At 75.1% G+C, this 21415-nt stretch carries 19 protein-coding genes and 2 pseudogenes; 6 read left to right on the top strand and 15 right to left on the bottom strand.

From position 1 onward, the window contains the following. Positions 1–17: 17 nt before the first annotated feature. The 14 genes from argH to der all read right to left on the bottom strand — a co-directional run bounded on the left by argH (position 18) and on the right by der (position 16094). Positions 18–1349: an argininosuccinate lyase gene (argH, locus tag RM540_RS05075; RefSeq protein ID WP_311662458.1), complete on the bottom strand. Its 1332-nt coding sequence runs from the start codon at positions 1347–1349 to the stop codon at positions 18–20. Positions 1350–1398: 49 nt separating this feature from the next. Then, positions 1399–2505, bottom strand: a complete 1107-nt coding sequence (locus RM540_RS05070) for a M20/M25/M40 family metallo-hydrolase (protein ID WP_311662457.1) — start codon at positions 2503–2505, stop codon at positions 1399–1401. 121 nt (positions 2506–2626) lie between these two features. Continuing rightward, positions 2627–3400, bottom strand: a complete 774-nt coding sequence (gene argB, locus RM540_RS05065) for an acetylglutamate kinase (protein ID WP_311662456.1) — start codon at positions 3398–3400, stop codon at positions 2627–2629. A gap of 123 nt (positions 3401–3523) precedes the next feature. Further along, positions 3524–4585 carry an N-acetylornithine carbamoyltransferase gene (locus tag RM540_RS05060; RefSeq protein WP_311662455.1) on the bottom strand — a complete coding sequence of 354 codons (1062 nt, stop codon included), beginning with the start codon at positions 4583–4585 and terminating at the stop codon, positions 3524–3526. 201 nt (positions 4586–4786) lie between these two features. Further along, positions 4787–5947, bottom strand: a complete 1161-nt coding sequence (locus RM540_RS05055; protein WP_311662454.1) for an aspartate aminotransferase family protein — start codon at positions 5945–5947, stop codon at positions 4787–4789. Between the two features lie 140 nt (positions 5948–6087). Then, a complete protein-coding gene (gene argC / locus RM540_RS05050) occupies positions 6088–7176 on the bottom strand; it encodes an N-acetyl-gamma-glutamyl-phosphate reductase (RefSeq protein WP_311662453.1) in 1089 nt (362 codons plus the stop codon). Between the two features lie 132 nt (positions 7177–7308). Next, complete coding sequence (locus RM540_RS05045; protein ID WP_311662452.1) at positions 7309–8493, bottom strand: hypothetical protein; 1185 nt, start codon at positions 8491–8493, stop codon at positions 7309–7311. A gap of 74 nt (positions 8494–8567) precedes the next feature. Then, positions 8568–9821: an argininosuccinate synthase gene (gene argG / locus RM540_RS05040; RefSeq protein ID WP_311662451.1), complete on the bottom strand. Its 1254-nt coding sequence runs from the start codon at positions 9819–9821 to the stop codon at positions 8568–8570. A gap of 329 nt (positions 9822–10150) precedes the next feature. Beyond that, positions 10151–11056: an alpha/beta hydrolase gene (locus tag RM540_RS05035; RefSeq protein WP_311662450.1), complete on the bottom strand. Its 906-nt coding sequence runs from the start codon at positions 11054–11056 to the stop codon at positions 10151–10153. Then, positions 11053–11622 (bottom strand): hypothetical protein, encoded by a 570-nt coding sequence (locus RM540_RS05030; RefSeq protein WP_311662448.1) that lies wholly within the window; start codon positions 11620–11622, stop codon positions 11053–11055. Before RM540_RS05030 ends, RM540_RS05035 begins: the two co-directional genes overlap by 4 nt. A 93-nt stretch (positions 11623–11715) precedes the next feature. Next, positions 11716–12384 carry a NuoI/complex I 23 kDa subunit family protein gene (locus RM540_RS05025; protein ID WP_311662447.1) on the bottom strand — a complete coding sequence of 223 codons (669 nt, stop codon included), beginning with the start codon at positions 12382–12384 and terminating at the stop codon, positions 11716–11718. A gap of 296 nt (positions 12385–12680) precedes the next feature. After that, positions 12681–13316: a response regulator gene (locus RM540_RS05020; RefSeq protein WP_311662446.1), complete on the bottom strand. Its 636-nt coding sequence runs from the start codon at positions 13314–13316 to the stop codon at positions 12681–12683. Beyond that, on the bottom strand, positions 13306–14451 hold the full coding sequence (locus RM540_RS05015; protein ID WP_311662445.1) for a sensor histidine kinase: 1146 nt from the start codon (positions 14449–14451) through the stop codon (positions 13306–13308). Before RM540_RS05015 ends, RM540_RS05020 begins: the two co-directional genes overlap by 11 nt. Before the next feature lie 314 nt (positions 14452–14765). Then, positions 14766–16094: a ribosome biogenesis GTPase Der gene (der, locus tag RM540_RS05010; RefSeq protein WP_311662444.1), complete on the bottom strand. Its 1329-nt coding sequence runs from the start codon at positions 16092–16094 to the stop codon at positions 14766–14768. A gap of 162 nt (positions 16095–16256) precedes the next feature. Between der and RM540_RS05005 the strand changes: the two genes are divergently transcribed. The 6 genes and pseudogenes from RM540_RS05005 to RM540_RS04980 all read left to right on the top strand — a co-directional run bounded on the left by RM540_RS05005 (position 16257) and on the right by RM540_RS04980 (position 20627). Beyond that, positions 16257–16988: a carboxypeptidase regulatory-like domain-containing protein gene (locus RM540_RS05005; RefSeq protein WP_311662443.1), complete on the top strand. Its 732-nt coding sequence runs from the start codon at positions 16257–16259 to the stop codon at positions 16986–16988. A 79-nt stretch (positions 16989–17067) separates the two neighbouring features. Then, the gene (msrA, locus tag RM540_RS05000) at positions 17068–17727 is read left to right on the top strand and encodes a peptide-methionine (S)-S-oxide reductase MsrA (RefSeq protein WP_311662442.1); all 660 of its coding nucleotides are present in this window, start codon (positions 17068–17070) and stop codon (positions 17725–17727) included. A 150-nt stretch (positions 17728–17877) separates the two neighbouring features. After that, a pseudogene (gene msrB, locus RM540_RS04995) lies at positions 17878–18297 on the top strand (peptide-methionine (R)-S-oxide reductase MsrB); the annotation flags it as partial. 132 nt (positions 18298–18429) lie between these two features. After that, positions 18430–18852 (top strand): annotated as a pseudogene (msrB, locus tag RM540_RS04990) (peptide-methionine (R)-S-oxide reductase MsrB); the annotation flags it as partial. 147 nt (positions 18853–18999) lie between these two features. Continuing rightward, the gene (locus RM540_RS04985) at positions 19000–19122 is read left to right on the top strand and encodes a hypothetical protein (protein WP_311662439.1); all 123 of its coding nucleotides are present in this window, start codon (positions 19000–19002) and stop codon (positions 19120–19122) included. Beyond that, the gene (locus RM540_RS04980; protein ID WP_311662438.1) at positions 19119–20627 is read left to right on the top strand and encodes a deoxyribodipyrimidine photo-lyase; all 1509 of its coding nucleotides are present in this window, start codon (positions 19119–19121) and stop codon (positions 20625–20627) included. The genes RM540_RS04985 and RM540_RS04980 overlap by 4 nt, the downstream gene beginning before the upstream one ends. A 114-nt stretch (positions 20628–20741) precedes the next feature. Here RM540_RS04980 and RM540_RS04975 read toward each other — a convergent pair whose 3' ends face one another. Continuing rightward, entirely contained in the window at positions 20742–21206 is a 465-nt protein-coding gene (locus RM540_RS04975; RefSeq protein WP_311662437.1) for a YDG/SRA domain-containing protein, read from the bottom strand. Between the last annotated feature and the right edge of the window lie 209 nt (positions 21207–21415).

The raw sequence follows: 21415 nt of genomic DNA, 5'->3' as shown, positions 1-21415 counted from the left end.
GCCCGGGGGCGGGGCGGTCAGAACGGGGCGCGCGCAGCGTCCAGCCGATCTCGGAGGGCGGCCACGTCGACGTGGCCGGGCGTCCCGGGCGATGCGTAGGCCGCGAGCGCGTCGGCGTCGGACGGAACTGTCAGGTCGTCCAGGTGTGTGCCAACCTCGCGGTAGGCGTCGCGGAACGCCGCCCCGCCCTCGACGCGGCGGAGCGCCTCGGCGGTCGCGAACAGGTCGGGCGAGAGCGCCGCGCGCATCCGGTCGGCCTGCCACTCGACGCCCGGGAGGACGGCGGCGACGGCGCTCGCCACGTCCTGCGCCGCCCCGACCGCGCGCATCGTCGCCTCCTTCGTGAGCTGGAGGTCCCGGTGGTAGCCGCCCGGCAGGTTCGCCGGGAGCCCCAGGAGCACGTGCAGCTCGGCCGTCAGGCGGTGGACGGTCGCCCGGGCCAGTTCGAGCACGTCGGGGTTCCGCTTCTGCGGCATGATCGACGAGCCCGTCGTGTGCTCGACCGGCAGGCGGACGAATCTGAACTCGGCGGTCGCGAAGAGGGCGAGGTCGCTCGCCAGCCGGTTCAGCGTGAGCCCGACCTGGACGAGCGCGTGGGCCACCCCGCCCTCCAGCTTGCCGCGCGACAGCTGCACGGCGGCGACCTCTTGGACGCGGTCGAACCCCAGCCGCTCGGCGACCGCCGCGCGCGGGAGGTCGAGGACCGGAACGCCGTAGCCGGCCGCGCTCCCCCACGGCGACGTGTTCGCCGCGCGCCGCGCTTCGGCGAGCGTCCGCAGGTCGTCGGCCAGGAGGTCGGCGTAGCCGGCGGCCCAGACGGCGACGGTCGTCGGCATGGCGCGCTGGCCGTGTGTGTAGCCGGGCATGAGGAGGCGGCCGCCCCGCTCGGCGTGGTCGAGGAGGGCGTCGGCCACCTGAGCCACCCCGCCCGCGACGGCGGCGAGCGCGTCGCGGAGCCACAGGCGGAGGGCTGTCAGCACCTGGTCGTTCCGGCTCCGCCCGGCGTGGATCTTTTTGCCGGCCGCGCCCAGCCGTTCGGTCAGCTCGCGCTCGATGACCGTGTGCATGTCCTCGTCTTCGGGCCGAACGGCGACCTCGCCGGCTTCCCACGCGCCTCGGATCGCGTCGAGCGCCGCGCCCACCTCAGCCTCCTCCTCGTCCGTCAGCACGCCGATCTGCGCCAGCGCCCAGGCGTGCGCGCGCGTCCCCTCCAGGTCGTAGGGCAGGAGCACCGTGTCCCACCGCCAGTCCTCGCCGACGGTGAACCGCACGATCCAGTCGTCGGCGGCGGTGCCTTTGTGCCAAATCGGGGTACGGGGTACAGGGTACGCGGTACGGTCGGAGTTCATCGGTGAGGCGGAGTGAGGCGAGTGTACCAAGTACCCTGTACCGGGTACCTTAGAAATAGTGGCGGGCGACGGCGGCGTAGACCTCGGCGGCGGCGTAGACCTCGGCGGCCTCGACGTGCTCATTGGCCGTGTGCGACAGCTCGCTCCGGCCCGGCCCGATCTTGACGGCGGGCACGTCGTGGAGGAAGATCCAGTCCGACGCCGTCGGGCTCCCGAACGGCTCGGCGTCCCGCCCCGCCCCGCCCAGCGCGGCCTGGACCGCCCCGGCGACGCGCGATCCGGGCGGGGTGGCGCAGGGGACGAGGCGGTCGGAGTAGACCTCGACCTCGCTCTCCAGGTGCCCCGCCACGAGCGCCGTCAGCTCGGCGTGCGTGTAGGCCGGCGTCGAGCGGACGTCGAGCGTGAACCGGCAGCGGTCGGGGACCACGTTCTTGGCCGCCCCGCCCTCGACGACGGTCGCCGTGGCCGTGGGGAGACCGAGGAGCGGGTCGGCGCGACTGAACGCGAGGCCGTCCAGGGCGACGAGGTCGCGGGCGGCGCGAGTGATCGCGTTGTCGCCCAGGTGCGCCCGTGCGGCGTGGGCCGTCTGGCCGTGAGCCGTGGCCTGCAGGATGAGGAGCCCCTTCTGCGCGAGGCACGGGCGCAGCTCGGTCGGCTCGCCGACAATCGCGGCCGAGACGTGGGGGAGCGCGTGCCCGAACACGTCGCGGCGCATGGCCTCCATCCCGTTGTAGCCGCCGCCCGTCTCCTCGCACGCCGTCAGCGCCACGACGAGGCGGCCGCCCTCGGGTCTCCACCCCGCCCCGGCCAGGTCCGCGAGGGCCGCGAGCATGGCCGCCCCGCTCGCCTTCGCGTCGACGGCGCCGCGCCCGTAGACCGCCCCGCCCACGCGCGTCGGCTCGAAGGGCGGGTACGGGTGGTCGGCGCTCGGGGGCACCACGTCGAGGTGCGAGCACAAGAGGAGCAGGTCGTCGCCGTCGCCCAGCGACGCCCACACGTTGTCGTCCAGGCGCCCGACGGCGAGGCCGGGCACGGCGCGCATCGTCGCCTCCACGAAGTCCGCCACCTCGGCTTCCTGATGGCTCAGCGACGGGAACCGCACGAGGTCGGCGTGGAGGTCGAGGACGGGGGGGAAGGGGGACGGGGGACGTGGCATGGAGGAACAGGCAGACGTGCGGGCGGGGCGGCGCTTTGCGGGTCGCGTTTCTGTTGCGCGTTTCGTGTTCGGGCGGGGTGGTGTGCGATGCGCAACACGCAACAGCGACACGGCTCAGCGGTCAGGGCACGACGACCGTCCCGCCCGCCCCGCCCACGTCGGCCGGCGCGCAGACGCGGGCGGAGCGGACGCCGCGCGCGAGCGCGTCCAGCGCCGTTTCGAGCTTGGGCCGCATGCCGCCCGCAATCCAGCCCTCGGCCACGCCCGCCTCGGCCTCGGCGGCCGTCAGGCGGCGGACGAGCGTGCCCGGGTCGCCCGCGTCGCGGCGCACGCCGCCCGCCTCCGTCACCAGGTCCAGCCGCCCCGCCCCCAGCGCGGCGGCGACCTCGGCCGCGACCGTGTCGGCGTTGACGTTGTAGAGCGCGCCCGCGCGGTCGGCGCAGACCGACGCCACGACGGGCGTGTACCCGGCCGCGGCGAGGACCAGGAGGAGCGTCGGGTCGACCGCCTCGACGTCGCCCACGTGCCCAAAGTCGACCGTCTCGCCGTCGACCGGGCGGGGCGGGCGCCGCGAGACGGTCACGAGCCCGCCGTCCGCCCCGCTCACGCCGACGGCGCGGGCGCCGGCCGCCCCGCCCGCCGCCGCGAGGCGGGCGTTGAGCGCGCCGCGGAGCGTCCACAGCGCCACGTCGAGGTCGAGGTCCGTCGTCACGCGGCGGCCGGCGACCACGCGCGGCTCGTGGCCCAGCCGCCGCGCGAGCGCCGTCGCCTGCGGCCCGCCGCCGTGTACGACCACGACCGGCGCCGCCGACGCGCGGACGCCCGCCCACACGGCGGCGACGGCCTCGGCGTCGGCGAGGACCGCCCCGCCCAGCTTCACGACGGTCGGGTTCATGGGCTTGGGGGGTCAGGGTTGGATGTTCAGGGTTGGGAAGCGCGTCGGGCGGGGCCGCGGGCGTAGACGGTGGGCGGGGCGGCGCCCGGGCGGCCTCGGGAGGCGTGGGCGGGGCGGGGCGGCTCAGGCGCGGACGCTAGGCGCGCCCGAACCCTGAACCTCACCCACCCCGAACCCTGAACCCCTCACCTCCCAGATCCACTCCAGGACCGCCTTCTGCGCCCAGAGCCGGTACTCCGCCTGGAGCAGGTGGACCGCGTTCGGGCCGTCCAGCACGTCGCCGTCGACGACGACGCCGCGCCGCACCGGCAGACAGTGCATGAACGCGGCGCCGGCCGTGCGGCCGAGGGCGGCCTCGGTGATGCGCCAGTCGGCGTGCCCCGCGCGGCGCGCGGCCTCGGCGCCCGGGTCGTCGTAGACCGCCCCGCCCGACCACGCCTTGGCGTAGACGACGCGGGCGCCTGAGAGCGCGGCGTGCTGGTCCTCGGACTCCGTCACCGACCCACCCGAGCGGGCGGCCGCCTGCCGGGCGAAGTCGAGTACGTCGCCGTCGAGTTCAAAGCCGGGCGGCCGCGCGACGACGACCTCCATCCCCAGCCGCGCCGCCATCACGACGGCCGAGTTGGGGACGGCGCGCGGCAGCGCCTTCGGGTGCGGCGCCCACGAGAGCACGAACTTCTGGCCGCGCGGGTCGCCCAGCGTGTCGCACACGGCGGCCGCGTCCGCGAGCGCCTGGCACGGGTGCCATCGCGCCGACTCCAGGTTGACGACGGGCACGCTCGACGCGGCGACGACCGCGCGGAACGCGGCGTCGGCGTGGTCGGCCTCGCGGTCGGCGAGCGTCGCGAACGTCCGCACGCCGAGCGCGGCGACGTAGCGCGAGAGCACGCCGACCGCCTCGCGGACGTGCTCGGCGGCCTCGCCGTCCATCCGCGCGTCGTCGCGCCATTCGAGCCCCCACACGCCCTGCCCCGGCGAGAGCGTGACGGCGTGCGCCCCGAGCGCCGCCGCGGCCACGTCCATCGACGTCCGCGTGCGCAGCGACGGGTTGAAAAAGAGGAGCCCCAGCGCCCGCCCCGCCGCCGCGCGCGTCCACGCGGGATGCGCCCGGTGCCACCGCGCGCGGTCGAGGCACGCCTCCCACACGGCGTCGGGCAGGTCGGTCCAGTCAGTCAGGTGGTTCAAAGCGGGTGACGGGTGACGGGTGACGGGTGACGGGTGACGGGTGACGGGCAAGATGCGCGGGCGGGGCGGGCGATGTCGTAGGGACACGGCTTGCCGTGTCCGGGCGGGGGGGTCGGTGAGGCCGGGGCGGTCAGGTCGAAGTCGTAGGGACACCATGCATGGTGTCCGCATTCCGGGCGGCGCGGCGCCACCCCGCCCGCGTCACGCGAGGACGGCGGCGAACCGTTCCAAAAAATCGTCGACCTCCGCGTCCGTCATCGTCAGCGGCGGCATGAGGCGGAGCGTGTCGGCCCGCCCCGAGCCCCCCACGAGCACGCCCGCCTCGCGGAGCGCGTCGCGAACGGGCGGGGCGGGGCGGTCCAGCGTGACGCCGACGAGGCCGCCCCGCCCGCGCACCTCCACCACCCCGCCCGTCGCGCGGAAGCCGGCGGCGAGGCGCTCGAACAGGGCGGCGGCCCGCGTCATCAGGTCATCCTCCACGAGCTGCGCGAGCGTGGCGCGGACGGCCGCCATGGCGAGCATCCCGCCGCCGAACGTCGTCCCCTGGTCGCCCGGCCGGACCGTCTCGGCGATGGCGTCCGACACGAGTACGGCGCCGACGGGGACGCCCGCGCCGAGGCTCTTGGCGAGCGTCACGAGGTCCGGCGTCACGCCGACGTGCTCGCCGTAGAGGAACGCGCCCGTCCGCCCGACACCCGTCTGGACCTCGTCGAAGATCAGGACCGTGCCGGTCCGGTCGCAGATCTCGCGGAGCGCCTGGTAGAAGCGCGGCGGCGCCTCAGTGATGCCCGACATGCTCTGGATCGGCTCCAGGATGACGGCCGCCACGTCCTCGCCGACGAGCGCTTCCTCGACGGCGCCCTCCCACCCGAACGGCACCCACGTCGTCTCCGGGAGGACGGACGCGTAGGGCGCGTGGTATTTCTCGCCCCAGGTCGCCGCGAGGCTCCCGAGCGTCCGTCCGTGGAAGCCGCCGGCGAACGCCACGACGCGGCTCCGGCCGGTCGTCGCGCGGGCCAGCTTGAGCGCCGTCTCGTTGGCCTCGGTCCCCGAGTTGCACCAGAACACGCGGCCGAGCGCGTCCGGCGCGAGCGCCACGAGCGCCGCCGCGGCCTCGGCGCGGACCGGGCTGTAGACGGCGTTCGAGTAGAACAGCAGCCGCCCCGCCTGCCGGCGGACGGCCTCGACCACGCGCGGCGGGCAGTGCCCGAGCAGCGCCACGCAGTGCCCGCCGTAGACATCGAGGTACTCGCGGCCGTCGGCGTCCCACACGCGCGTCCCCTCACCGCGCACGAGGGCCACGGGCGGCTTGGCGTAGGTCGGCAGCGTGACGGCGTCTTCGAGGGCGAGCCAGTCGGTCATGGGGGTGACGGGTTACGGGTGATGAGTGACGGGTAATGCGGGGCGAGCGGGCGGGGCGGTCTCCGGGTTCTGTTGCGTGTCGCGTGTCGCGTGTTCTGCGTGGTGCTGGATGCGCGACACGAAGCACGCCGCCGGCACCGCTACGCCGTTACCTCCACCGCCCCGCCCGGCAGCAGCCCCGCTGTCTCGGGCAGGCCGAGCGCGAGGTTCAGGTTCTGGACCGCCTGGCTCGCCGCCCCTTTAAGCAGGTTGTCGAGCGCGAAGCCGACCACGAGGTGCCCGCCCCGCTCGACCCAGCCCAGGTCGCAGAACGGCGTGCCGACCGTCGGGAGCAGTTCGGGCAGCGCGTCCGGCCAGAGGCGGACGAACGGGCGCCCGCCGTAGGCGGCCTCGAACGCCTCGGCCACGGCGCCCGGCGCGGGCGGGGCGGCGAAGGTGACGTGGGCGGTCCCCCAGATGCCGCGCGTCCACGGGCCGGAGGCCGGGACAAAGTGGACGGCCGCCCCGCCCTGCCCCGCCGGGTTGCGGTCCGCTGGGTTGCGACCCGCCCCGCCTAGCGTCTCGTCCACTTCGGCGAGGTGCCGGTGCGCGAGCACCTTGTAGGCGCGGACGTTCCCGTCGCGGCGCGGGAAGTGCGTGGTGTCGGACGGCCGCGCGCCCGAGCCCGAGGCGCCGGTGAGCGCCGTGACGTGGGCCTCCACCCCGCCCGCCCCGCCCAATTCCCGCAGCGGCCACAGCGCGAGCGTGATCCCGGTCGCGAAGCACCCCGGGTTGGCCACGAGCCGCGCGCCCGCCACGCGGTCGCCGTTGACCTCAGCGAGCCCGTAGACCGCCTCGCGCATCGCGTCCGGGGCGGGGTGGTCCAGGTCGTAGACCGCGCGGTAGGTGTCGGGGTCGTGCAGCCGGTGGTCTGCGCTGAGGTCGATGATCAGGCCGTCGAACCCGCGCGCGCGGAGGTCCAGGACGGTTTGGGCGCCCTGGCCGTGTTCGGCGCACACGAACGCGGCGTCGAGACCGTCCAGGTCGAGGTCGTCCGGCGCGGTGTAGGCGAGGTCCGTCTGCCCACGGAGGCGCGGGTGCGTGGTCCAGACCGCCCCGCCCGTCTGGCTCCGGCTGGTCACGGCGGCGAGCGCGACGGCGGGGTGGCCCAGGAGGAGCGCGACGAGCTCGCCGCCGGCGTAGCCGGCGCCGTGGAGGGCGGCGACTCGGGAGGGATGGGGAGGGATCAAGGGATGGAAGAGGGATGAGCAGAGGGCGGGGCGGCCGGGCGGGGCGGTTTGCCTTTCGTAGGGACACGGCTCGCCGTGTCCGGGCGGAGCGGGGCGGTCGGGACCGGCGGGTCTGCCCATCCCTCCATTTCCCTATCCCCCATCCCTCACCCCCACGAGAGGCCGGCGCGGGCCGTTGAACGAGGGGAGCGGGCTGGGCGAGGCCGCCCACGCCTTCGCGTCGCGGACGTCGTCGGCCACGAGCGCCGCCAGCGCGTCGGGCTCGGACCGCGCGTTGACGGCCGGGATGCCCAGCGACGTCTGGATGTAGCGGCGGCCCACGTCGGTGTCCGTCGCCGGCCCGACCACGACGCCGATGCCGGCCCGATAGCGCGAGCGGAACAGCTGGTCGCACGCCCACACGCCGGCGAGGTCGGCCGCCGCGAGCACGTGCGTGGCCGTGAGCCGCTGGAGCTCCATGTCCTGCAGGATCTGGTCGACCCCGTACGGCCCGATCACGCCGTCGCCCAGCTCGAGCACGAGCACGTCCGGCACCGCCCCGCCCTCGGTCTCCACCCCGCCCTCGCCTTCCGTGCCGTCGCGGAGCGGAGCGGGGCGGTTCAGGTGCGCGATGAGGCCCTTGGCGATCGGCACCATGTCGCGGCCCGTCGTGGCGACCGCGCCGGCCTCGACGAATGACGCGCTCGCCACCGCCCCGCCCTCGACCATCGCGCGGACGTCGCGCTGGAGCGCGGCGCCGGTCAGCTTGGCGGCGGCCACGCGGAGGCCGCGCGCCGTCAGGCCGGCGACGAGCGCGGCGGCGGCGTAGGTCTTGCCCGTGTTCATGGCCGTCCCGCTCACGAACACGAGCGGGGCGGAGGCCGCCAGCGTCTCGACCGGGTCGATGGCCGTGTCCTGGATGCGCGCGTGGCGCGGCGGGTCGCCCAGGAGGACCGCGCCGAGCACCTCGACGCGGAGCGCCGGCCCGAGGTCGGGGTGCGGCTGGGCCACGCGGCCCAGGATGCCGCCCATGTTCTGGACGTGGAGCGTGTCGCCCGGCGCGACGTGGCGCGGGATGCGCCCGGAGTAGCCCTTCAGCGCCTGCCGCTCGCCGAGCGCGCCCACGATCACCTCGCCGGCCACGACCGTGCGGAACACGCCGTCGGCGCCCTCGATCTGGTTGTACACCTCCTTCGTGTCGAGCGCCCTCGCGGCGAGGCAGTACCCCTCCTCGGCGACGACGTAGGGCGAGACGCGGACCTCGTGCCCCAGCGCGCAGGGGCCGGTGCTGGAGGCGACGTGGTCGGCGGTGAGCGTCGTGATCGTTTGCGTAGGCATGGCGGGTGACGGGTGACGAGTAAAGGGTGACGGGCGGGGTGGGACCGTGAGCACAGCGCGGGCGGGGCGGCCCATCACTCGTCACTCGTCGCAGCCGCCGCGAGGAGGCTCTGCAAGCCGTAGATCCGCGTAAAGCCCTCGGCGTCGCGGCCGTCCCACAGCGCCGTCTCCTCGCCGTACGTCGCCACGCCGGTGTCGAAGAGCGAGTGCGGCGACGAGACGCCGCGCACGCGGTGGGCGCCCTGGCGGAGCGCGACGGTCGCCACCCCGCTCACGCGGCGCTGCGACGAGTCGAGGAACGCTTCGAGGTCGCGCATGACGGGGTCGAAGTAGAGGCCCTCGTGCATGAGCGCGCCGTAGAGGTCGCCCAGCGCCGCCTTCTGCACCAGCTGGAGCTTGGTCAAGACCACCTTTTCCAGCTCGCGGTGGGCGTCGATGAGGACGAGCGCGGCCGGCGCCTCGAACGCCACGCGGCCCTTGATCCCCAGGATCGTGTCGCCCACGTGGACGCCCCGCCCGACGCCGTGCTCGGCGCCGATCCGGCCCAGCGCCTCGACGAGCGCGACGGGCGCCATCGCCTCGCCGTCGAGCGCGACCGGCACGCCCCGCTCGAACTGAACCGCCACCTCGCGCCCTGCGGGCGGGGCGGCGTCCGGGCTCGCCGTGTCCGGCCACGCCGACTCCGGCAGCACGCCGTCAGTCCGGTGCGTCTCCTTACCCCCGATCGTCGTGCCCCACAGGCCGCGGTTGACCGAGTAGTCCGTCGTCGCCGGGTCCACGTGGACGCCGCGCTCGGCGAGGTAGGCCGCCGACGCCTCGCGCGTGAGGCCCAGCGTGCGGATGGGCGCCATGACCTCGATCTCCGCCCCGCCCGTGCCGTCGCTGGCCGCCCCGCCCCGCCCGCTTGCGGTCTGCCCGGCGAGCAGGCGGAGCGCCGTGTCGAACCGGACTTGGTCGTTCCCGGCGCCCGTCGAGCCGTGGGCGACGGCCGTCGCGCCAATCTCGCGGGCGGCGCCGACGAGCGCCTGCGCCTGCACCACGCGCTCCGGCCCCACGCAGAGCGGGTAGACGCCGCCCCGCAGCACGTTCCCCTTGACGAGGTAGCTCAGCGCCCGCTCCCACAGGTCCGCCCGGGCGTCGACCGTCGTATGACCGGCGGCCCCGAGCGTTTTGGACCGAGCCTCCACCTCCTCCAACTCGTCGGCCGAGAACCCGCCCGTGTCGACGGTCACGGTCCACACGTCGCGGCCGGTCTCCTCCTTCAGGTAGGGGACGCAGAACGACGTGTCGAGGCCGCCGGAAAAGGCGAGGGCAATCGGGGAGGACATGAGGAGGAGGGGGACGAGAAGAAGCGGGGACGAGAAGAGGGGGCGTCTACCTCCTGACCTCTTCTCCTCGACCTCGGGCGGGGTGGAAAACGAAAAACGCCGACCCTCAACGAGAGTCGGCGCGACAAAACGGACGATCCGCTGGGCTCAGCGGGACCCGCAGGTCAACCCTCCTCTCGGCTGGCGAGCCGGTCGGCGTCGGAGACGTCGCAGGGAGGGGAGCGGGCGCATCGTGTTGGGAGGATAGGGGACGCCGCCCCGCCCGTCAATGCGTGGAGCGTCCGGGAGCGCTTCCAGACGTCAGAAAGGCGCCCGCCCCGCCCGATCCTCTACGGGGCGGGGTGGTCCTGGGCGGAGCGCTCCTGGGCGGGGCCGATCTGGGCGGGGCGGCCGAGGTGCTCGCCCAGGAAGTCCAGCACGCGGCGGCGGTAAGCGTCGGGCGCCGCCTCGTACAAGTCCTCGTGCTTCGCGCCGGGCACGATCCACAGCGCCTTCGGCCCGGTCGCCGCGTCGAACAGCGCGCGCGTCTCGGCCTCGGGCGTGAACGCGTCGTCCGCCCCGCCCATCACGAACGTCGGCGCGCGCACGCGGCCGACGGCGTCGACGGGGCGGAGCGAGTCGGCCGGCACGCCGATGCGGTCCCGCGTCTGCGCGAGGAGCGCCGCGGCCACGGACGGAGCGAGCGGCCCGAGCAGGCGCCGCGCGCGGTTGCCGACGGCGGCCTCGAACGTCGGGTAGACGGACTCCAGCACGAGCGCGTCCGCGTTCAGGGCCGGCCCGGCGAGCGCCGCCGCCGCCCCGCCCAGCGAGATCGCCACGACGCCGACGCGCCCGTGCGGCCGGCTCCGCCGGAGGAAGCCCACGGCCGCCGCCGCCGCGTGACGCTCCGGCCACCCGTAGCCGATGCGCTCGCCCGGGCTCTCGCCGTGGGCGGGGAGGTCGACCAGGAGCACGGCGTAGCCCGCGTCCGCGAGCAGGCGCGCGCGGGGCAGGAGGTCCACCCGGTTGTCGCCCAGCCCGTGCAGGAGGACCACGGCCGGCGCCTCGGGCGGGGCGGCGGCGATCCACGCGGCCAGCGGACCGCCTACGGGGATGGGCACGACGACGGCCTCGAAGCCCGGCGGCGGCGGCCCGACGCGGGCGGAGAGCGGGGCGGTCGCGATGTCGCCGACGTAGGCGCAGCCGCCGAGCAGGGCGGCCAGGACCGCGAGCAGGCCGCCCCGCCCGGACCTCACGACGACGGCGGGCGCGGCAGGTCGTCCGAGGGCGTGCGCGGGCGGAGGTCGGCCTCGTGGAGCCGGTAGGCCAGCGCCTTCAGGTGGTCGGCGTCGCGCTGGACGACCGAGAGGGCGAGCCCGTAGAGGTCGGTCGCCGTGCCGTCCACGACCACGCCCCGCCCCCACGCCTCGGGCGGGACGGCGGCGAGCGCCGTGCGGAAGTCGGCGCGGGCGGCGCGGAGGTCGGTGAGGAGGGCGTCGAGCGCACGGCCGTTGGCGCCCTCGACGCGCGGGAGCGGGTCGGGCGTCGCGACCTCGGGGGCGTCCTCGTCCTGGAGCCGGGCGAGCCACACGGGGTAGACGTCGCGGTCGAGGGCCGTGAGCGCGGCGAACGTTTCCTTGGCCGAGAGGTCCGTTTCGAGCGGGGCCTCGTCGACGGCCCACGCGGGCAGGTCGGCGAGGAGCGGGGCGAGCGCGGCGGCCTCGTCCTCCAGCCACCCGAGCTGGTCGAGCAGCGCCTCGCGACGCGTAGCCAGCGTGGCGGCGTCGCGGGGCGGGGCGGCGTAGCGGTCCAGGTCGGGCATGGAGAGATGCGGAGAGATGCGGGATGAGAAAAGGAGGAGGGAAAGGCGGAGCGGTCGGTTCTGCTCATCCCTCCATCCCCCGTCCCTCCATCCCTACACCGCGTCGACGTCTTCGGCGAGCGGCTCCTGCGGGTCGATGGCGTTGACCGTCGCCTCGGCGTCCTCCAGCCGGGCGAGGTAGTCGAGCCGGTTGCGGAGCGTGTGCACGTTGTTCTCGGGCTTGTGCTGCCAGTCGCCGGCGGGCTGCCCGTTCCGGCGGCGCTCCAGGAACTCCAGGCGGTCGACCAGGCGCTCCTTGGGGACGAGCAGCTTGTCCAGCCCGAAGTGGGCCTCGTCGCGGTGCTGGAACGTGAGGTCGTACTCCTTCGACATCACGATGGCCTCCTCGGGGCAGACCTCCTCACAGAACCCGCAGTAGATGCACCGGAGCATGTTGATCTCGAACCACTCGGGCTCGCGCTCCTTGATGTCGTCGGTGACCTCGTGGGCCTGCATCGAGATGGCGAGCGGCGGGCACGAGCGGGCGCAGAGCCCGCACGAGACGCACCGCGGGCGGCCCTGCTCCTCGACCAGCACCGGCCGGCCGCGGTACGAGTCCGGCGGGTACCACTGCTCCTCGGGGTACTCGAAGGCGTAGCTCTCGAGCGACATCTTAGAGGCCGAGTAACCCAGGCCCTTAAAGATCTCGGGGAGGTACAGGTTTTCCCAGAAGGTGAGCGTCCGCTCGTTGGGCGTGGACTTGACGACGGGCGTTCCGGGCATGGCGGACCCGCAGGGCGGGGCGGTTCGGGGGACCCGGAAGCTACGCCCGCCCCGCCCCTTGGGTCCGCCCCAGAGTTCGGCGCGCGGGCGGACCCAAAGGGCGGGGTGGCGGGCTCTCCGCACAACGGACCGCCCCGCCCCGCTCGCGCGCGGTGCCTGGGCGGGGAGGGACCGGCCGCGGCGCCGCCGGCCGGACACCCGGGCAGGCGATTGGTCCCGCTGACCGCCCCCGCGTCACCGAGCGGGGCGGCCAGCCTCGGCCTCGCCCGCCCCGCTCGGGCAGAGGCCGCCCCGCCCTACGCCCGCACCAGGCCGTTCTCCCACGCCCACGCCACGGCCTCGCGCGCCGAGCCCACGCCCAGCTTCGAATAAACGGCCGCGAGGTGGTTGCGGACCGTGTTCTCGGCGATCCGCAGGCGGTCCCCGATCTCGGCGTTGTCGAGCCCGCGCGCCATCGCTACCAGCACCTCGTGCTCGCGGCCCGTCAGCGGCGAGAGCGTCTCGGGCCGCTTCGGGATGGGCACGAACCAGCGCCCCTCGCCGCGGTGCACGGCCAGGACCGCCTCGCGCACGGCCGCCGGGTGCTGGTCCTTCGTGATGTAGCCGGCCACGCCGGCGTCGAGGAGCCCGTGGATCGTGGCCGAGTCGTTGTACGCGCTGAGCGCGAGCACGCGCGGCGCGTCGGGGTCGGTCTGGAGCGCCTCGGCCACGTCCAGCCCCGTCACGGCCGGCATGTTCATGTCGAGGAGCAGGACGTCGGGCCGCAGGCGGCCGACGAGCTTGAGGGCCTCGTCGCCGTCGGCGGCCTCGCCCACGACCTCGACCGCCCCGCCCTTTTCGAGCGCCCCGCGGATGCCGGCGCGGAAGGCGGGGTGGTCGTCGGCGAGCACGACGGTGACGGCGGAGCCGTCGCGGGGAGCGTCAGTGGGCATCGGGGCGGGGCGGGGCGGCCGGCTGGGGCGCGGCGAGCCGGTGGGCGGGGAGGGGGACGTCGAGGGCCACGCGCGTGCCGCCGAGCGGGCCGCGCGAGACGGCGAGGTCGGCGCGGAGCAGGACCGCCCGCTCGTGCATCCCGAGCAGGCCGTAGTGGCCGTCGGCCGCGTAGTCGAGGGCGTCGGCCTGGGGCGGCCCCACGCCGTCGTCGTCGACCGTCAGGCGGAGCGCCGCGCCGTCGAGCGCGAGGGCCACGTCGACGCGCCGGGCCGCCGCGTGCTGGACGGCGTTGTTCAGCGCCTCCTGGGCGATCCGGTAGAGGGCCAGCCGGCGCTCGTCGCTGAGGGCCGGCCCGTCGGCCGCCGCCCCGGCCGCGGGCTCGACGCGCAGGCGGACGTCGAGGTCCGCCCCGCCCTCGCGGTTTTCGCCCTCGGCCGCCCGATCTACGAGGCCCGCGAGCGCGGCCGCCAGCCCGAACGCGTCGAGCGCCTGCGGGCGGAGCTCGTCGCACAGCGCCCGGATCTCGCCGACGACCGCCGTCACGGCCCGCCGCGCGCCCTCCCCGCCCGGCTCGGCCGCGAGCGCCACCTGGACGGCGCACAGGTCCTGGACCGGCCCGTCGTGGAGCTCGCGGGCGAGGTGCGCCCGCTCGGCCTCGCGGGCCGCCGCCAGCCGCCGCCGGAACTCGGCCCGGAGCCGGCGCGCCCGCCGCGCGCGCCGCTCCCACACGACCGCCCCGCCCACGAGCGCGATGAGCCCGAAGCCGAGCACGCCCAGCGCGAGCGTCCCCACCGGGACGGCCGTCGCGAGGCGCACGACGGCTCGGTCGTCGACGGCGAGCGCGAATGGGAGCGACGACGGCCCGCGCAGCGTGTCGGGCGCGAGCGCCCCGGCCCGCGCCGACCGCCCGAGCACCTCGACGAACGCCGCGTACGGGAGCACGACGCGCGGCCGCCCCTCGGCGCCCTCGCCCAGCACGACCACGCTGTCGCGGACGACCTCGAAGTACGTCAGCCGTCCGCCGGCCTCGACAAAGCCCGACGCGCGGGCGTCCGCCCCGCCCGGGAGCGCCCCGCCCTGCGCCGCGGCCAGCGCGGGGAGGACGGCGAGGAGCAGGACGCAGCGACGGACCACGGGCGGGGCGGGGTGGCGCCGCCAAGCTAGGCCGTCCGCCCCGCCCCGCCCTGGTGCAGACGGACCAGCCCGGGGCCGCGCATCCGACCGCCCCGCCCGCAACGCACCGGGCGGGGCGGCGGCGAGGACCGCCCCGCCCAGATCGGACACGGCAAGCCGTGTCCCTACGGACGCCTCCCGTGGGCGGGGTGGAACAAATCCGGTGCGTCGAGGCCAAGCGGCCACTTTCCACTTTCCACTTTCCACTTTCCACTTTCCACTTTCCACTTTCCACTTCCCACTTCCCACTTTCCACTTCCCACTTTCCACTTCCCTCACTTCTGCTTAAAGCTCAGCGTCAGCGGGACGCCCTCGAAGCCGAACGCGGCGCGGAGCTGGTTCTCGAGGTACCGCCGGTAGCTCTCCTTGACGCCCTGCGGGTGGTTGGCGAAAAAGGCGAAGACCGGCGGCTCGGTGCGGATCTGGCTCGCGTATTTGATGCGGACGTAGTTGTTGCGGTAGCTCGGCGGGCTCTGCCGCTGGACCGCCTTCTCGACCACCTCGTTGAGCCGCGCCGTCGGCACGCGCTTGCGGCGCTCGTCGAACACGCGGAGCGCGATGTCGAGCACCCTCCCCGCCCGCTGGCCCGTCTCGGCGCTCGCGAACACGACCGGGACGTAGTCGAGCAGCCCCATCTTTTCCCGGATCCCGCGCTCCATGTCGCGGGCCGTGTTCGTCTCCTTGTCCTCGATCAGGTCCCACTTGTTGACGACGATGACGAGCCCCTTGCGGAGCGCCGCCGCCTCGCGGAGCACGCGGGCGTCCTGGCCTTCCAGGCCCTGCTCGGCGTCGACGAGCAGGACGGCCACGTCGCACGCCTGGAGCGCCCGCTGCGTGCGGAGCGTCGAGTAGAACTCGACGTTCTCCTTCACCTTCGCCTTTTTGCGGAGCCCGGCCGTGTCGACGAGGACCACCTCGCGCGGCTCCTCGTCCTCGCCCCCGGACGGCCACGCGACGCGGGCGTCGACCGAGTCCCGCGTGGTCCCAGCGATCTCGGTGACGATGGACCGCGTCTGCCCCAGGAGCCGGTTCGCCAGCGACGACTTGCCCACGTTGGGGCGGCCGATAAAGGCGATGCGGGGCGCGTCGTCGCTCTCGTCCCGCTCCGGCTCGTCGGGGAGCGCGGCGACGACGGCGTCGAGGAAGTCGCCCGTGCCGGTCCCGTTGACCGAGCTGAGCGGGAACATCTGATCGAACCCGAGGCCCCAGAACTCGGCCGCGTCGTTCTTGCGCCCCTCGGTGTCGGCCTTGTTGGCGACGACGATGACGGGCTGCTCGGCGCGGCGGAGCATCTTGGCCACCTCCTGGTCCGGCTCCGTCGTCCCCGTCAGCGTGTCGACGACGAACAGGATGACGTCGGCCTCGCCGAGCGTGAGGACCACCTGCTCGCGGATGGCCGCGTCGAACCGCTCGGCCGAGCGCGGCACGAGCCCGCCCGTGTCGACGAGGTCGAACGTCCGCCCCGTCCACTCGACCTCGCCGAACAGCCGGTCGCGCGTGACCCCGGGCTGGTCGTCGACGATGGCCCGGCGCTCCTCGGTGAGCCGGTTGAACAGCGTGGACTTGCCGACGTTGGGACGGCCGACGATCGCGACGAGAGCCATAGAGCTAGGGCGGGGGCGGGGTGGGCAGAACCGGGCGAACGGCCCCGCCCCGCCCGGGGGTCCACTGCGGGCGGGGCGGGGCGGACCGTACGTGTGGGCGGGGCGACCAGAGACGAAGAGGGCCGCCCCGCCCGTCCTACAGCTGACCCGCCCCGCCCACCCATGCGCACCGCCCCGCTCCTCGCCCTCCTGCTCCTCGCCCCGCTCGCGGCGTTCGCCCAGGCGGACACGCTCTACGTCGGCGTCCAGCGGCCGGACGGCGAGCCGGTCGTGGGCGCCACCGTCCAGCTCGGCGAGCGCGGGGCCTCAACCGACGCCGAGGGGCTGACCGCGTTCGAGGACGTCGCTCCGGGCGAGCACACCGTTCGCGTGTCGTTCGTGGGCAGCCTGCCGGTCGAGCTGGAGATCGAGCTGACGGCGCCCGGCCCGTGGGCGCTCGCCGTGAACCTGGAGGACGCGACGGGCCTCCTCGGCGGCGTCGTGGTCGAGGGCAAACAGCTCGAGCGCTCGCGGATGGCGCGCGACGGGTTCTTCCGGCGGCAGCAATCTGGGTTCGGGACCGTCCTCGACGCCGAGGACCTCGCGCGCCGGAACCCCATCGTCCTCTCCGACGCGCTCCGCGGCAGCGTGCCCGGCGTCCTCGTCCAGCCGGGCGCCTTTGGGACGGGCGTCGTGTCGACGCGCGGGCGGTGCCGGATGGGCGTCTACCTCGACGGGTCCTATTCGCCCGCCCTCACGGAAGACCTGGACATCGTGCCCGCCCAGGACGTCGTGGCCATCGAGGTGTACCGGGGCGCGCAGGTCCCGATCCAGTACCGGCCCGTCGGGCGACCCGGGGCCGCCTGCGGCGTGGTCCTCGTGTGGACCACGTTCAGCGCCACGAATCCTCGGTGAGACCCCGGGCGGGGCGGCGGGCGGCGAAAGAACGAGCGCCCTCTGCACGTCTTAGAACGTGAACCACCCCGCCCCGCCCGTGCGCCGACCGCTCCTCACGCTGTTCCTCCCCCTCGCGGCCCTCGTCGTGCTCGGCGCCGCCTGCGCGGGGTCCGAGCCCGCCGCCCCGCCCGTCGCGCTCGACATCGACCCGGCCGTCGCCGACACGGCCGTCTTTGCCGGCGGGTGCTTCTGGTGCATGGAGAAGCCGTTCGAGGAGCTCGACGGCGTGGCCGGCGTGATCTCCGGGTTCGCGGGCGGGACCGTCCCCAACCCGACCTACGACGAGGTCTCGTCCAAGACGACCGGCCACTACGAGTCGGTCGAGGTGATCTACGACCCGACGGTCGTGAGCTACGACACGCTCCTCCAGGTCTACTGGCACAACGTGGACCCGCTCGACGGCGGCGGCCAGTTCTGCGACCGCGGCTCGCCCTACCGCCCCGCCATCTTCGCGGGCACGCCGGCCGAGCGCGAGGCGGCCGAGGCCACGAAGGCGGCGCTGGAGGAGCGGTTCGGCCGCACGGTCGAGGTCCCGGTCCTCGACGCGGCCCCGTTCTACGCCGCCGAGGGCTACCACCAGGACTTCTACCGCACGAACCCGGTCCGCTACCAGAGCTACCGCGTCGGGTGCCGCCGCGACGCGCGCCTCGACGAGCTCTGGGGCGAGAGCGCCGGCGGCCTCGGACCCGCGCTCTAGCCCGCCGCCCCGCCCCGCTGTGGGCGGGGTGGTCCGTCTCCACCCGACAGACCCATGAACAAGATCCTCCTCGCCCTCGCCGGGCTCGCCGTTCTCGCCGCGGTCGGCTTCGCCGTTCTCCGCCCCGCCCCCGCCGCAGCCGGCTCCGACGACGCCGCGCTCCAGGACCGGCTCACGCGGATGCAGTACTACGTGACGCAGCAGGACGGCACCGAGCCCCCGTTCGCGAATGCCTACTGGGACAACAAGGCGCCCGGCCTCTACGTCGACGTTGTCGACGGGACGCCGCTGTTCGCCTCGACGACGAAGTACGAGAGCGGGACCGGCTGGCCCAGCTTCTGGGAGCCGCTGAGCGAGGACGCCGTCACGACGCAGCCCGACCACTCGCTGCTCATGACGCGGACCGAGGTCCGCTCGCCGTCGTCGGACTCGCACCTCGGCCACGTGTTCACCGACGGCCCCGAGCCCACCGGGCTGCGGTACTGCCTCAACTCGGCCGCCCTCCGCTTCGTCCCGGCCGACCAGCTCGACGCCGAGGGCTACGGCGAGTACGCCGACCTCTTCGAGTAGGGCGGAGGGCGGGGCGGTCCGTGTGGCCTCCCCGCTCCCGCCCCGCCCGCGCCTCCCCGCCCCGACATGCCCCGCCTCCCCGCCCTCCTCCTCCTCGCCGCACTCGCCGCCCCGCTCGCGCACGCCCAGTCCGACGCCGAGCTCCGCGAGCGGCTGACGCCCGTGCAGTACCGCGTGACGCAGCAGGACGGGACGGAGCCCGCCTTCCGCAACGCCTACTGGGACAACGAGCGGCCGGGGATCTACGTCGACGTGGTCTCGGGCGAGCCGCTGTTCTCGTCCCAGGACAAGTTCAAGAGCGGGACCGGCTGGCCCAGCTTCGTGCGCCCGATCACGAACGGCGCCGTCAAGAAGGTCGCGGACCGCTCGGCGGGCATGACGCGGACCGAAGTCCGCTCGGCCCGCGCCGACTCGCACCTGGGCCACGTCTTCCGCGACGGCCCCCGGCCGACCGGCTTGCGGTACTGCATGAACTCGGCGGCCCTGAGGTTCGTCCCCGCGAGCCGGCTCCGCGCCGAGGGCTACGGCGAGTACGCGGAGGCGTTCGGGGAGTAACCGCCCCGCCCCACCCTACCCGGCCGCTCCGAGCGCCGCCCTCCACCGGGGGCGGCGCTCGTCGTTGTCAGGGGCCTCCTGGGGCGGGGCGGCCCCGAACCTGCCTCGGGCGGGGCGGCGTACGCGCCGGGCACCCGCCCCGCCCCCATGCGCCGCGCCCCCTGGTGGACCCAGAACGACGTCCGGTTGAGCGCCTCCCCCGCCCTCGCGGCGGCACTCGCCGACCCCGCCGAGTGTCAGGGCGGGGCGGCCACCTCCCTCTGCCCGTGACCGCACAGTCTGCCCTCGACCTCCGCACGCGGAAACTCACCGACCGCTACATCATCTCGCGCGGACGCGACTACGTCCTGTGCTGGCTTATGCAGGCGCTCCGCGCCGACGAGAACCCGGCGATCGACGCGGCCGTCGCGCTGGGCAACGACCGCGGGCTCCCGGTCGTCGTGCTCCACACGCTCGACAACACCTACCCGTACGCCTCGCACCGGCTCCACCGATTCATCCTGGAGGCGAGCCAGGAGCTGGAGGGCGGGGTGGAGGCGCGCGGGCTCCGGTTCGTCCGCTACGTCCGCCGCGCGGCCGGGGCGCAGACCGCCGGGGCGCAAACCGCCGGGGCGCAAACCGCCGGGGCGGCGTCGGTGGACGTCGCCGCGCGCCTTGCCGAGCGGGCCGCGGCCGTCGTCGTGGACGACGTGCCCACGTTCGTGACACGCGAGTACGCGGACCGTCTGGCCGAGCGGCTCGACCGGGCTGTCCTCGCCGTCGACGCCTGCTGCGCGGTCCCCATGAACGCGTTCGAGGCGCCGCTCACGACGACCAAGGCGTTCCGCGCCGCGCACACCCCGCTCCGCGACGAGCACCTGGACACCGACCTCCGCCAGGAGCCCGCCGCCCCGCCCTTCGACGGCGACCTCGACGTGGAGCACGAGCCGCTGGACAGCGATCTCGACGCGATCATCGCCGCGTGCGGCGTCGACATGACCGTGCCCCCGGCGCCGGGCTGGGCGGGGCGGCGCTCGGCCGCGCTCGACCGGCTGCGCCACGCTGTCGAGCACGTGGTCCCCCGCTACAAGTGGACGCGCAACAACCCGGCGCTGGACGACGCGACGGCGGCGATCTCGCCCTGGATGCACTTTGGCGTGCTCTCGCCGCGCGAGGTGGCCCGCGCCGTGCTCGACGCCGAGGCCGCCGGCGACGTCCACCCCGCCGCCCGGTGGAAGTTCTTGGACGAGACGCTGACGTGGCGCGAAGTCTATCACCACCGCTGCCGCTGGGAGCCCGACTGGGCGGGGTGGTCCGGCCTGCCCGCCGACGCCCGCGAGACGCTGGAGGCCCACGCCTCGGACCCCCGCCCCGCCCTCTACTCGCTCGACGAGCTCGCGCGCGGCGAGACGGACGACGAAACGTGGAACGCGGCCCAGAAGCAGTTTTTGCTGGACGGCTGGATGAACAACAACCTCAGGATGTACTGGGTCAAGCAGATCCTGAAATGGCGCGAGACGCCGCAGGACACCTTCGCCACGGCGTGCTGGCTCAACGACCGCTTCAGCCTCGACGGCCGCGACGCCTCGACCTACGGCGGCATCCGCTGGGGCTTCGGCGACGCGAAGCTGTGGTCGTCGGAGCGGAAGATCTACGGGCACGTCGCCTCCAAGTCCGACCGCGCCCTCCGCAAGCGCGACGACGTGCCGGCGTGGCTGGCCGAGCAGGCGGCGCGCGAGGCGTTCCACCCCGCCCCGCCCGCCGACGAGGCCGCGGCCCTCGCACGCTATCGGTAGGGGCGACCGGCCGCCGCCCTGGGCGGGGCGGCCCGCCCGGTCAGCGAGGGCGGGGCGATCAGGGCGCTCTCGCCGCGTGCGCGGGCGGGGTGGGCCGGCCTCCGGACGGGGAGGTCAGGGCGCCGCCCGGCTCTCGCCGGCGACGGCCTCCAGGCGGAAGCGCCAGATCCGGTAGCCGTCCTCGCCCGTGGCGGGGTGGTAGTCCGTCACGCGGTAGAGGCCGTCGTAGCGGTAGCCCTCAGCGGGCGGGTCCCAGACGCGCCGCCCCGCCCCGCGGCTCACGCGCACGGGGAGGCCGCGGCGGGCGCTCTGGGCGAGCGCGAGGTTCGAGCGCGTCAGCGTCTGGTCCCCGATCTGGCGGCCCGTCTTCGGGTGGCGCGCGCCGGAGCCGGTGTAGAGGACGATGTCGCCGCGGTCCTCGTCGTCGACGAACGCGCAGTTGAGGATGACGGACTCGGCGCCCTCGGCCGCGCGCCCGCAGATGCCGGCCCGCCGCGGGCGGTGGACGCCGGCGACGGCGAGCGCGACGCGGTCAGGGAATAGGTCGCCGATGGAGACGCCGGGAACGTGGCCGAACATAGTGGGCAGAAGATGCACCACCCTGCCCGCGCCGGGGCAGCCGTCGTAGCGGCGTTGCATGCAACGCCGTCGGGCACACTGGCCGAGCCGTGGCACGTGGGCGGGGTGGCCGTCGTAGGGGCGACCGGCGGTCGCCCGTACGGGCGGGGCGGCGGTCTGGGCGCGGTTCGCCCGTGGCACCAGCGGTGCGTTCGATGTTGGGACCAACG

It is taken from the genome of Rubrivirga litoralis (assembly GCF_031846415.1).
Classification (GTDB): domain Bacteria; phylum Bacteroidota; class Rhodothermia; order Rhodothermales; family Rubricoccaceae; genus Rubrivirga; species Rubrivirga litoralis.
This window is presented reverse-complemented; position numbering and strand designations above follow the sequence as displayed.

Coding starts and splice junctions, on each gene's coding strand:
- RM540_RS04985 (WP_311662439.1), top strand. CDS start 19,000: ATGCGCCGCGCCCCCTGGTGGACCCAGAACGACGTCCGGTTGAGCGCC.
- der (WP_311662444.1), bottom strand. CDS start 16,094: ATGGCTCTCGTCGCGATCGTCGGCCGTCCCAACGTCGGCAAGTCCACG.
- RM540_RS05070 (WP_311662457.1), bottom strand. CDS start 2,505: ATGCCACGTCCCCCGTCCCCCTTCCCCCCCGTCCTCGACCTCCACGCC.
- argH (WP_311662458.1), bottom strand. CDS start 1,349: ATGAACTCCGACCGTACCGCGTACCCTGTACCCCGTACCCCGATTTGG.
- RM540_RS05020 (WP_311662446.1), bottom strand. CDS start 13,316: ATGCCCACTGACGCTCCCCGCGACGGCTCCGCCGTCACCGTCGTGCTC.
- RM540_RS05045 (WP_311662452.1), bottom strand. CDS start 8,493: ATGCCTACGCAAACGATCACGACGCTCACCGCCGACCACGTCGCCTCC.
- RM540_RS04975 (WP_311662437.1), bottom strand. CDS start 21,206: ATGTTCGGCCACGTTCCCGGCGTCTCCATCGGCGACCTATTCCCTGAC.
- argG (WP_311662451.1), bottom strand. CDS start 9,821: ATGTCCTCCCCGATTGCCCTCGCCTTTTCCGGCGGCCTCGACACGTCG.
- RM540_RS05005 (WP_311662443.1), top strand. CDS start 16,257: ATGCGCACCGCCCCGCTCCTCGCCCTCCTGCTCCTCGCCCCGCTCGCG.
- RM540_RS05025 (WP_311662447.1), bottom strand. CDS start 12,384: ATGCCCGGAACGCCCGTCGTCAAGTCCACGCCCAACGAGCGGACGCTC.
- RM540_RS05055 (WP_311662454.1), bottom strand. CDS start 5,947: ATGACCGACTGGCTCGCCCTCGAAGACGCCGTCACGCTGCCGACCTAC.
- argB (WP_311662456.1), bottom strand. CDS start 3,400: ATGAACCCGACCGTCGTGAAGCTGGGCGGGGCGGTCCTCGCCGACGCC.
- RM540_RS05030 (WP_311662448.1), bottom strand. CDS start 11,622: ATGCCCGACCTGGACCGCTACGCCGCCCCGCCCCGCGACGCCGCCACG.